At 29.8% G+C, this 11,943-nt stretch carries 8 protein-coding genes; 3 read left to right on the forward strand and 5 right to left on the reverse strand.

What is annotated here, in order from left to right; genetic code table 11:
- Positions 1–281: 281 nt before the first annotated feature.
- The 3 genes from recG to ylqF all read right to left on the reverse strand — a co-directional run bounded on the left by recG (position 282) and on the right by ylqF (position 6,110).
- Positions 282–2,741, reverse strand: coding sequence for an ATP-dependent DNA helicase RecG (gene recG, locus OXU93_RS02270; RefSeq protein ID WP_267384232.1), 2,460 nt, complete (start codon positions 2,739–2,741; stop codon positions 282–284).
- Between the two features lie 922 nt (positions 2,742–3,663).
- On the reverse strand, positions 3,664–4,035 hold the full coding sequence (locus OXU93_RS02275) for a phosphomannose isomerase type II C-terminal cupin domain (RefSeq protein WP_267384233.1): 372 nt from the start codon (positions 4,033–4,035) through the stop codon (positions 3,664–3,666).
- Positions 4,036–5,270: 1,235 nt separating this feature from the next.
- A complete protein-coding gene (gene ylqF, locus OXU93_RS02280) occupies positions 5,271–6,110 on the reverse strand; it encodes a ribosome biogenesis GTPase YlqF (protein WP_267384235.1) in 840 nt (279 codons plus the stop codon).
- Between the two features lie 606 nt (positions 6,111–6,716).
- On the opposite strand from ylqF, the gene OXU93_RS02285 reads away from it, so the two are divergent.
- Positions 6,717–7,382: a TVP38/TMEM64 family protein gene (locus OXU93_RS02285; protein ID WP_267384237.1), complete on the forward strand. Its 666-nt coding sequence runs from the start codon at positions 6,717–6,719 to the stop codon at positions 7,380–7,382.
- Between the two features lie 682 nt (positions 7,383–8,064).
- A complete protein-coding gene (gene grxC, locus OXU93_RS02290) occupies positions 8,065–8,376 on the forward strand; it encodes a glutaredoxin 3 (protein WP_267384239.1) in 312 nt (103 codons plus the stop codon).
- 208 nt (positions 8,377–8,584) lie between these two features.
- Here the strand turns inward: grxC and OXU93_RS02295 are convergent, their stop codons facing one another.
- Both OXU93_RS02295 and OXU93_RS02300 read right to left on the reverse strand, forming a co-directional pair.
- A complete protein-coding gene (locus OXU93_RS02295) occupies positions 8,585–8,746 on the reverse strand; it encodes a hypothetical protein (protein ID WP_267384241.1) in 162 nt (53 codons plus the stop codon).
- An 866-nt stretch (positions 8,747–9,612) separates the two neighbouring features.
- Positions 9,613–10,389, reverse strand: a complete 777-nt coding sequence (locus OXU93_RS02300; RefSeq protein ID WP_267384243.1) for an ABC transporter ATP-binding protein — start codon at positions 10,387–10,389, stop codon at positions 9,613–9,615.
- Between the two features lie 1,018 nt (positions 10,390–11,407).
- On the opposite strand from OXU93_RS02300, the gene OXU93_RS02305 reads away from it, so the two are divergent.
- Entirely contained in the window at positions 11,408–11,902 is a 495-nt protein-coding gene (locus tag OXU93_RS02305; RefSeq protein WP_267384245.1) for a peptidylprolyl isomerase, read from the forward strand.
- The last annotated feature ends 41 nt before the right edge of the window (positions 11,903–11,943 follow it).

Genomic DNA, 11,943 nt, shown 5'->3' on the forward strand with positions numbered 1-11,943 from the left:
AAGTAGGATTTTTTACAAGAATTAATACTAGAATTTTAGCAGGAAATACCTAAAAATTTTAATTATCAAAAATTGTTTTAATTTTAAATATTTTTAAGTGGTAAAATAGATACAGTATCTGATTAAAATAAATATGACATCGCTTATTAATGAGCGACTTATTATTAACAACACAAGGCGAGAGATTATCTTTTGTCTAAAAATAATTTATTCGATCAAGTTTTGACTAAATTTAAACAAAAAAATATATTATTTTTTTTAAAAGTCTTAGATAATAATTATTAAGTTAAAATTTCCACTCCTATTAATTTTTGATAACGTTGTTCTAACTCTTTTTTCAAAAAGGGCATTCCTTCTAAACAACTATTGGCTATGATTATCTTTTCTGCGGCAGTTCTAGCTAATCCCAAAATTTCTTGATCTTCAACTAAACTTGCCAAAGCAAAATCGGGTAATCCTGATTGACGAGTTCCTAGAACGGTTCCTGGTCCTCGAAATTTTAAATCCATTTCTGAGATAAAAAAACCGTCTTGAGACTGTTCCAACACACTTAATCGTTGTCGTACATTAGGAGTCTTACTATTACTCATTAATAAACAATAGGACTTATGGGAACCTCGTCCTACTCTTCCTCTTAATTGATGTAATTGAGATAGTCCAAACCGTTCCGCATTTTCAATTAGCATTACCGTTGCGTTGGGCACATCAACACCTACTTCAATTACCGTAGTCGAAATAATAATTTGATTTTTATTATCTCGAAAATTAGTTAAAATTTCATCTTTTTCTGCTGAACTTATACGTCCATGTAGCAATCCAATATTTAATTTAGAGAAGACAGTTGTTGATAATTTTTTATATTCCTCTACTGCGGCACGAATATCCAAACTGTCTGATTCTTCAATCATAGAAAGAATAATATAAGCTTGTCTTCCCTGGGCAACTTCTCGTTGGATTAGATCATAAGCCTTAGTACGTCCTTCTCCAATTAATACTGTCGTCTGAACTGGTTGTCTTCCTGGAGGTACTTCATCAATTTGGCTAACATCTAAATCTCCATGTAAAGTTAATGCCAAGCTTCGAGGAATAGGAGTAGCAGTCATAGTTAAAACATGAGGAGATTTACTTTTAGCTAATAATTTAGCTCGTTGATGTACACCAAATCGGTGCTGTTCATCAATTACTACTAGTCCCAATTTTTGGAAGTTTACCTTATCTTGAATAAGGGCATGAGTTCCTACTAATAAAGGTAACTCTCCAGTTTCTAATTGACTATAAATCTCTTTTCTTTTAGCTATTCTTGTTGAACCAGTTAGCAATTCAACAGGTAAATATAAGAGATTAAACCAGGATACTAATTTTTGATAATGTTGTTTTGCTAATACTTCTGTAGGAGCCATCAAAGCAGCTTGATAACCAGACTGAATAGCGGCTAGTATAGAGAACACGGCAACGATTGTCTTTCCTGAGCCTACGTCTCCTTGTACTAAGCGATTCATTGGAGTTGATGAGTTTAAATCCTTTAAAATTTCATTAATTACTCGTTTTTGCGCATTGGTTAAAGTAAAAGGTAATAATTTATTAAACTCTTCTATCAATTTTCCTGTTGGAATAAAAATTGCACTGTTATTAGTTTTTTGTTCTTTTTGACGACGTTGTAAAAATCCTAGTTGTAAGTAAAAAAATTCGTCGAATATTAATCGTTTTCTAGCATCTTTTAAAAGATCTCTAGTTTGAGGGAAATGAATATTAGCAATCGCTTCTTTTAATTTGATTAATCCGTATTGATTTCTTATTGCTACAGGAAGGGGATCTTTAATTTGTTTAATTGCTTCCAAACAAATTATAATAACTCGTCTAACTAAATCGGCAGTAATACCTTCTTTTAAAGAATATATTGGTAAAAGACGTCCAATTTTTAATGACTCTATATTTGAATTGAAACTATCTAAAACTTCGATTTCTGGGTTATCTAAAGTAATGCCGTACTTATTTTTCTTAACTAATCCTGAAGCAGCAATCGTTGAACCTAAAGAGTAAAGTCGTTTCTGTTTTTCTTGCCAACCACGATTAGTAAAACGAGTTCCTACAAAAAAGCGACTGAGTTTAATTTCTCCGGTATTATCTCGTACAATCAACTCAAAAATATTTAATTTTTTATTCTTAGGGCTAGTGAAACAATTACATCTTTTTACCTTTCCTACTATTGTTACTGTTTCTCCGGGACTAAGATGAGCAATATTTACTTGACGAGTATAATCAATATGATCGCGAGGATAATAAAACAATATATCTTTAACAGTAAATAATCCTAATCTTTTTAGCGATTCACCTTTTTTATCGCCTACTTCTACTAAAGTATTAAGAGATTGGTCTAAAGTTATTTTGCGTGGATAAGTTTGCTTTTGCACTACAGACACAGTTCGTAGTGGTTTGGAGGGTGGTGATTTGGAAACAGTTCCTAATGAAAGTTTAAGCTTATGCAAAAACTGTCGAGTCCTACTTATCAAATTCTGGCGTTGAGAGAGAGACAATTGAGGATATTTGGCATATTTAACTGCAAAACTCTTCCATAGGCTACGATCGCTAGCAGTAGTTCCTGAAGGAGGCATTTTACCAAAATTAAGGCATAAAAATTCACTAAAACGATATTGATTCCCTTGAAGATCAGTGTAACCACTTTTTGCTTCAATTGAGAGAGATTTATCTAAGCGTATCCAATATGATAGTTCAGCAGACATTGTTCTCTGATAAAATTTTAGGAAAATAACTTTTAATAAAATGATGCATGATAATTAGCTATTATATCCATAGATGTTAGAGTTAAAACATCAACCTATGTTATCATCAAAAATTTTTAACATTTAATTGTTTAGCAAACTTATTAGTTATAACTATAAATTTTGGATGTATTACAGAATACTTTAAGTAAAATAAGTTAAATATATACACTTTATTTAGACTTTGAAATATTTGTTTGGATTTAAATATTATTATCAATATCAATGCTGGGCTATTACTTTATTAATACAAACCTAATTAAGAGTTGTCTATTGAGTGAAATACCTAAGATTTAATGATAATTGAGCAACTAATTATTTCAGGAATACGTATGACAAACTTTAAATTAATATAATAATTATTTACTTTCTTAAATAAGTAGTTTGCTTAATTGATATTTTCTGAAATAAATATGATATAACAATGTTAAGATTTGTCTTAGCTTGTTAACTAAATAAAAATTATCAGAAAATAACAATAAAACACCTCTATTTTTTGTTAAATAAATATTAGAACATGTATCTATTCTAAAGCAGCTAATTATTTTTAAATAAAAATGCATATTTGTGAATATAAATTTAAAACCTAAGATTTAAATAATTATGATAAAATTCAACTACAATCCCTGTTATAGAACAATATTATATATCAATAAATTTAAGTATTTGTTAGTTAAGCAGTCTTGATAGTGCTTTTTTAAATTCTAGTTTTAATTATGTATTTATATAAAAAACAAGTTTAAATAGTACAATATCATGGCATTAAGTATTAAATTTAGCTAAACAAATTATATGTTGATATAAAAAATTAACTTATATTGATTATGGTTTAATCACCAAAATAATTCCGTAGCTTATGAACTTTATGTTTTACTAAGTAATTCTATATTATAGATTTGGGAGAATCTGGAAACCGAATAATATCGTCTTCTTCTAAATACGCCCCATTTTGTACTTCAATTATTACTAACGGAATTACTCCTGGATTTTCTATACGGTGGCGAGCGTTCATAGGAACGTAAGTAGATTCTTTTTGCGTGAGCAGTTTTTCTTGTCCATCACAGATAACCTTAGCAGTCCCTGAAACAATAATCCAATGTTCACTTCGATAATGGTGTATTTGAGTGCTAATGTGTTCTCCAGGTTGGACTACAATTCGATTAATACAATAACCATTCCCCTTTTCTAAAACAGTTACAGTTCCCCAAGGAGGTTTTCTCATTATCATATTTTTGGATGTTTGAGATTCTGACATATTATTTAGAATTCTCCTCATAGTCTATTCATTGAATTACCTGAATATTATTTATATATCTATCACAAAATTTGATTTTTACTGACTAGTTTTCTTAAGTAAGTCCCCTTATTGTAGGATAATAAGTTTTATTATCCTACAATCTAGATTTAATTCTAGACAGTAGGCTATAAATAGTAGATAGGATTACAAAACTAATATTTATATGATATTAGTTTATCTCTTTGTACTTCTTTGTATTATTGCTAATTTCTTTTGAGTTTTATAGTTTTTTCTTAAAAAACTAAATAAGTAACTATTAGATAATCATGTTGGTATATATACTTCCTAAAAAAATGAATATATCATTTTTACCTCTTCTATTGTTATTTTAATAAACTAATCAATTACGAATTTTATTTAAATATAGATATATATATATCTATAATCAGTTAGCTAATCTTCTAACTCTTGTAATATAAATATTGTAAAAAAATAATCATAGAAGGTTATTTAAGTTTACTCACTTACTAGCTAATTATAGCGTAAGTGAGTAAACTTTTTTATTAATTATGGCTATATACAAAAATCAATTATTGTGCATAAGACAAGTAAGTTGTATTTGTACAATGGTAACTTTCTTTTTATGGACTACTATAAATCTAGTAAATAGTAATTATTTGGGCGGATAAATCGTTATTATCTGTATTTTATATTCCTATAACTAATTAACAATAAAAAATGAGGTTAAATATTGCTCTCTAGTCTAATTATATCATATGTATATTATATAAGAAATAAATTCGTTAATTATTACTATTTGAGTAAATTATATTCAAGTGTATGTAATTTACTTACAATCAAGATCATTCCGATACTCAGTTGTCCGTTACTCCTAATTTAGGACTGGCTATTTCTCATTTATTTTTGTGATTCTTTATAACTTACTAATAGTTTCTGCCTTTCATTAATTAGTTAGAAATATTAAAAAGTAAAACCAAGAAAATTAACCTGATTTTAGAATTTTTAACTTCATTATTACGCGCAAGTTTTTCTCTTAATATATTCAAATTGGCTGGTAACCAGGCTAAATTGAATAGTTAGTTTTATTAATAAATGTTGATATATACTTCTACGTATATTAACATTTATTAATGGACATCACTTAGTTTTTCAAGAATAACAATAGTCAAAGCTTGCCATTTTTACAAATACCATTGTATTAAGTTTTCTTTAAAATATTAAATTATTATTAGTTAATTTATTAATGGCAATTCTAAAGGAATACTGCCCATAAGTCCTTTGCGGAAATCATTTAATAACTGTCTACTTGCTCTTTCAACATCTCCTTGATAACGTTCATAACCCAGAACTCGAACGTACTCCTCCCCCGTTATATCTAGAGGGTCAATACTGTAACGTAGTCTCAAGATTTCTTCAAAATTTAATTCAACTAGAAAATCAACCAACATACCCGCTACATATTGATTATCGTAAGCTGCTTCTCCAATATCTTCACAAATTGCTAATTTAACCGCATCTTTCTGATTTTCTAAATTTCCTGGTATGATACCAGGCGCATCTAATAGTTCAATAGTATCAGAAATTTTAACCCAACGAATTTGACGAGTCACCCCCACACGTCTAGCACTTTTGACGATTTTACGTCCTAAAAGGCGATTAATCAAGGCAGATTTTCCCACATTTGGCAGTCCAATGACAACTGCTCGAACTGGACGAGGTAGCATTCCGCGACTACGTCTTCTTCGATTTATACTTACTCCTGCAGTCCGAGTAGCTTTATGGAGTACTTTGACCCCTTTTCCCTGTTTTGCGTCGGTAAAATAGGGCGTTTCCCCTTGATTGTCAAACCAGGTTGTCCATTGTTGACGTACAAATTCTGGTATCATATCCACGCGATTAAGCACAAGAATCCGAGGTTTTTCTCCAATCCATTGAGGAACCTGAGGATGATGAGATGCTAGGGGAATTCGCGCATCAAGAACTTCAAGAATAACATCAACTTTATTCAACTGTTCTTTAAGTTGTCTTTCTGCTTTAGAAATATGACCTGGATACCACTGAATTTTAGGCATAGTTTTTAAAAATCGATAATTATTAATTGATAATTTATTTGTAGTGAGTTGCTAATCTATAAACATTATCATTTTTAAATATTTTTACGCAGATTAAATTATTTACTCTATCTATAGTGAGTATTGCTAGTCAATATTGACTAGCAATACTCACGTAAAAGACTCTATATTGTTTGCAATATATATTATTATATAAATATAGTCAAGATATTAATTTTTATATAATTACATATAGTTAATTAAACGTTTATTTACTAGGTTTATCTGTCATATATTCACCATTTAGATTTATATGCACTATTACAATTTAATATGACAAAGTGTTTTTTGCTACTAACTTAGCAGACTTATTAATATATAACTTATAATACTAGTCTATATATAGCAGTTATTTTTTTATTAACTTTAATAGTATTTCAAGTTTATTTACAGTATATATATACCCAGTTTAAATTATTGATATCTTTTTAAGAGTTGTTGATCTTAATACAGGTTTTATTTTCTAAGTATTTAGTCAAAAACTAAATACTTAGAAAATAAGTAAAGTTTTGCAACTGGATTGAGTATGATACCCTTATAGATTGAATCTCGTGAGGGAAAGAGTAAATGGACAAAGGAAAACAAGGAATGATCTTACTGATATTTTTTTGTCTAGCTATCACTGGAATTGGGGTAGTTTTCCTTGGAGAAATTGATATTGAAAAATTAGAAGTTTGGCTTAATGAAATGGGGGCTTGGGCTCCTACTGTCTACGTAGCAGTTTACATTTTAGCGACCTTACTGATTCTACCTTCGACGCCCCTTAACTTAAGTGGTGGAGCATTATTTGGCATTGGTTGGGGAGTCTTTTGGACAACAATTGCAGCCATGTTAGCAGCAATTTCATCTTTCACTTTTACCCGGACTTTAGGAAGACAATATATAACGCGAAAACTTGCTGGAAAATGGGAGGCCATGGATGCAGAAATTCGTCAGGGTGGCTTGTTTTATTTGTTTGCAATTCGCTTACTACCGATTATTCCCTATGGGATTGTTAATCTTATGGCAGGATTAACATCAATTAGATTTCGAGATTACTTAATTGGAACTACTCTGGGAACTATTCCAGGGATTTTACCTCCTATTATGATAGGGGCAGGATTCAAGTCTCTCAATCAAGGTAATACTTTACCTCTACTGTGTGGTTTTACATTAACTGGAATATTAATAGGAGTTGCCGCTTGGTATCGTCATCGCCGTCAACCTCCGCATTTAAAAAAGAGCAACCGGTAAAAGCTAAAATCACTTTTTAACAATTTTGTTACTACTCAACACTTTTTTATCTATATTATGGGATAAACACTTAGAGGATATTAGATCTATAAAACTTTTTACTAGGAAACTATTACAGGAACTATCTAACAACGCCGCGTTTCGATAACTTATCATACTATAGCGTATCCAGTATATAGAATAATGGTCTAATAAACATTAGATGAATTAAAACAAAAAATTCTTATTTATGATTTATATCTTTATATTGTTATTTGTTAAATAAGTATTCTTTGCCAAAATTTTTTAATTGAATTAGAACTAGAATATTTTATTTACAAATAAAATATATAGAATATTATTCTACTTTCTTTGTTACTAAACTAAATAAAGATATAGAAAATAGTTTAAAAATAGCTTTGAAATTAATACGACAATAGTACGTTGACTGTGAAAAACAAATTATTTTCTACAAAATTGACTAGACGTGAGATAATCAGTAATGTCAAGGTTACATTATAAATTAACCATTTGTAGCTTGCTAGCATCTAGCTCCAATGATTAGGATAAATTAATCAAAGATATTGAAAAATTTTACCAACTCGGACGAAATTAGAATAATATCGATGCAATTACTGACCAAATATTTAAGCAATATTCTGTAATCTTGGCTATGAGTTTTTAAAAATTAAGAATTTGTTCTATGTTAGAAATAATTAACTTTTTATTTGGCCGTCGTCCCCAAAAAATTAATGCTAATGTTGAAATTTATACTTGGCAAGTTTGTCCTTTTTGTATTCGTGCAAAGTTTCTTCTGTGTTGGAAAGGAGTTAACTTCACTGAATATAAAATTGATTGTGACAAAGTAGCTAGAGATAAAATGTCGAAAAGAGCTAATGGAAACTGTAGTTTACCTCAAATATTCATTAATAATAAACATATTGGAGGTTGTGATGCTTTATATGCTCTCAACAAGACTGATAAATTAGATGCTATGTTAGGTATCACCCTTTGAGTTCATACTATTAGGTGAAGCGAAAAGAGAACGAAAGCTGAGATATTGTGAACATGTGGGAGAAAAATTATAGTCCCTAATTATCTCGCCGCTACAGAACTCAAGCATAGTAAAAACTGGGATTTACAAATTCTGTTTGCTTGGTTGCGAAGTGTGTACCTAGTCTAGGGTGTCACTGCTATTAGGGTCGTAGTTTTGAGAAGCTGACTTATAGATTTACTCCTAACGTTTTTAGATTTCCTCCTCGGATGGAACCAGTGACCTCATCCACCCTATTATAACCAATGGGGTGGCTTTCTATTTCAATCAATAATTTAATCCAAGGAATAGAGAAGTAGTTTAGTAAAAGTATTTTTACTAAACTACTCATTCAATGTCTCTATAGTTGTAGAATATAGCTATTATATTTGACTGTATGTCATCACATATAATGAAAAGATAATATTACAAATAAATTATTTAAAAAAGAGAAGAACTACTAGTCTCTTCTAAGATTAGAAAAAAAGAATTTGGATAGCTGATAGCTATGAAAAATATAAAAAATAGTAAAAAATTATTTAAATACGGGCTCAAAAAAATTCGTAATATTTCAAAATAAGGTCTATCTCTAGTAAGTGTAAAAATTTATCAATATCTTGAGAGACAGAGAAGTAAAAAACACAACAAAAGTATATAAAGCTAAAATATGACAAAAACTAAAGAGATAGATATACTATCATGATAGTAACTAGGTGTATAGAAGTCAGTTAGTTACTATCAACCCAAAATAATAGAAATAAAAAGTGACTATACCTATTTAATGTACTAACTAATAATCTATCATTATATATGATGTAAGGATAATAATACTTAATAAAAGTAATTCACCCATGAAAGTATATGCAGGCGGGTATTATTATAATTTAGGTAAAATATTTAAACAATATCTTATTCAAATGGGTAACTATAACAAACAAATGTTAAAAATAAAAATACAATTTCGATTTCTTAAATATCAGAAGTACAAAGTTATTTGTTGTTTAAAAAAGCATTAATAGTTTCCTGATTAATACTTTTTTAAAAATAGCTATACACTAATTCCAATATCTATAGTTTTAGTTTATGACAATAGTTCAATTTTAGACTAAAGATAAGAAATAAGTCAGAATAAATGTCTATGACTGTAGCAAATATTAAAAGTAAAAACAAAGTTCCTCTCCTTCTAAAGGAGTATCAAACCATATAATCTGTAGAGGTTTAACCTCCCAAATAAGCTTCAAGAACTGAGGAATTATTCTGAATTTCTTCTGGAGTGCCATCAGCAAGATTAGTTCCTTCTGCTAACACCCAAATGTGGTTACACAGTGACATAATCACATCCATATTATGTTCAATAATCAAGAAAGAAATACCTTGTTGATTCCAATTGATAATATGCTCACAAATTTGTCCAATCAGGCTAGGATTAACTCCTGCCGCTGGTTCATCTAGTAAAATGAGTTTAGGGTGAGTCATTACAGCGCGAGCAATCTCTAACAATTTACGTTGGCCTCCAGATAAAGCACCAGCATAGTCATGAGCTTTTGCTGCTAGTCCAACCCATTCAAGAATTGATAGGGCTTTTTCCCTATTTTGTCTTTCTTCGTGCTTAACTTGTTTTTGTTGTAACCAAACTTGAATTAAATTTTCTCCTGTTTGTCTTTGGGTTGCTAATAGCATATTTTCTAGAACAGTAAGTCTGGAGAGAACCCTTGCCACTTGAAAAGTGCGAACACATCCTTGTAGGGCAATTTCATAGGGAGATAGCGGATGAATTGGAGAACCATCAAAAATTACTTCTCCCTGATCAAGACGGATAAAGTTAGAAAGTAGGTTAAATAAGGTTGTTTTACCAGCACCGTTTGGTCCAATCAACCCCGTAATGCTTCCAGTTGGGACTTCAATATGAGCATCATTAACAGCACGTAGACCCCCAAAATTTTTGTATAGGTGGCTTGCCTTAAGTAAAAGGTGATCGGATTGATGAATGGTCATTAGCCTATCTTTGATTCGCTTAAATCAGAGCGATAAATCTGCTCGCTGCCCGATCATAACAAAAAAATACATGAAAAATACATATATTTTTAGCTCTCGACATATATTGGCATATAGTATAGCAATCGTAAAATATTAGTATTTTAGATACCAGTTATCGCCTAACCCCTTAGCTCTTATTAACTTTAAATATCAATATACTAAAAATTACGTAAAACTGTCTCATAGTTTATAACTATGAACTTATTAGTTTAATTCTATTACTTTGACATTTAGTAATTACACTTGATGTCTTAATAGTTTTACGGAATAAATAACACACTGTTGAGATAGTAAAGGTATTATTTAACTACCAAGCATTTTATGCTTTCCAATTACTATTGACAAGCAACTATTTTTTTTTGATTTATATACTTTTGGCTAATTAATATTTTTTAAAAAAGTTGGTTTTCTATTTTTAGATAGTTAAAATACATGTCTAAAGTATGTTTAATATCTAAATCTTAGATTAAAATCTTTATAAATCAATCTAGATCTTAAAAATTTTTATTTATAGACCAACAATAGTTTGTCAAGAATATAGTTAAAAGTAGATGAAACTTATAGCAAATAAAAGTACAATAATTAAATCAGTTATTTTAATAATTTTATTCAATCAAGTTAAATAGAGATATTTTTATCTTAAAGTGTCTCGACAACTTTATACTCAGTATTTGAGGTCGTATCCCTAAATTTAATATCTTAGTTCGACTTCATTATCTAAATAAACAATTCCATACCCCTTTTTTCTATAAAAATAACTCACCTGATTATAAGATAAATTAGTTATAAGACACATGTAATTAATTTTCCCTTTAACTATTTTCAAAGTCTCTACTCAAGTATTAAATATCTTCAATCAACAATCTATTTAAAGATATTTATATGGTATAATTGACATTGACTGCTAGGAATTTCAATAAGTAGAATCCATTGTTGTCAGATTGTCTTCTTAATCTTAAATACCAGAACTTTTACTATGACGAATCCAACTGTGTTTTTTGATATTGAAATTGATGGACAGAAAACCGGCCGTATAGAATTTGAACTATTTGCTGATATTGTCCCTGAAACCGTCGAGAATTTTCGTCAATTGTGCACTGGAGAAGCCGGTTTTGGGTACAAAAATAGTATTTTTCATCGAATAATTCCTAATTTTATGTGTCAAGGGGGGGATTTTACTCGAGGTGATGGAACAGGAGGTAAATCTATTTATGGCAGATCCTTCAAAGATGAAAATTTTAAGTTCAAACATACTGAACCTGGAATTTTGTCTATGGCTAATGCTGGACCTGATACTAATGGCTCTCAGTTTTTTATTTGTACTGTTCCCTGTAACTGGCTAGATGGTAAACATGTCGTTTTTGGAAAAGTATCCAAAGGATATGACATAGTAGAACAAATGGAAAGAGTGGGAACTAATGGGGGACAAACCATAGCAAAAGTTATTATTGCTGACTGTGGTGAACTTTAACAAAAAATATAAAATTGCCGTGGGGACGAGGTAGTGTCGTG

Source organism: Cyanobacterium sp. uoEpiScrs1, assembly GCF_947331815.1.
Classification (GTDB): Bacteria; Cyanobacteriota; Cyanobacteriia; order Cyanobacteriales; family Microcystaceae; genus Rippkaea.

Bases quoted from the DNA above. Each gene is read 5' to 3' on its own strand.
- recG (WP_267384232.1), bottom strand. From the start codon at position 2,741: ATGTCTGCTGAACTATCATATTGGATACGCTTAGATAAATCTCTCTCA.
- OXU93_RS02275 (WP_267384233.1), bottom strand. From the start codon at position 4,035: ATGTCAGAATCTCAAACATCCAAAAATATGATAATGAGAAAACCTCCT.
- ylqF (WP_267384235.1), bottom strand. From the start codon at position 6,110: ATGCCTAAAATTCAGTGGTATCCAGGTCATATTTCTAAAGCAGAAAGA.
- OXU93_RS02285 (WP_267384237.1), top strand. From the start codon at position 6,717: ATGGACAAAGGAAAACAAGGAATGATCTTACTGATATTTTTTTGTCTA.
- grxC (WP_267384239.1), top strand. From the start codon at position 8,065: ATGTTAGAAATAATTAACTTTTTATTTGGCCGTCGTCCCCAAAAAATT.
- OXU93_RS02295 (WP_267384241.1), bottom strand. From the start codon at position 8,746: ATGAGTAGTTTAGTAAAAATACTTTTACTAAACTACTTCTCTATTCCT.
- OXU93_RS02300 (WP_267384243.1), bottom strand. From the start codon at position 10,389: ATGACCATTCATCAATCCGATCACCTTTTACTTAAGGCAAGCCACCTA.
- OXU93_RS02305 (WP_267384245.1), top strand. From the start codon at position 11,408: ATGACGAATCCAACTGTGTTTTTTGATATTGAAATTGATGGACAGAAA.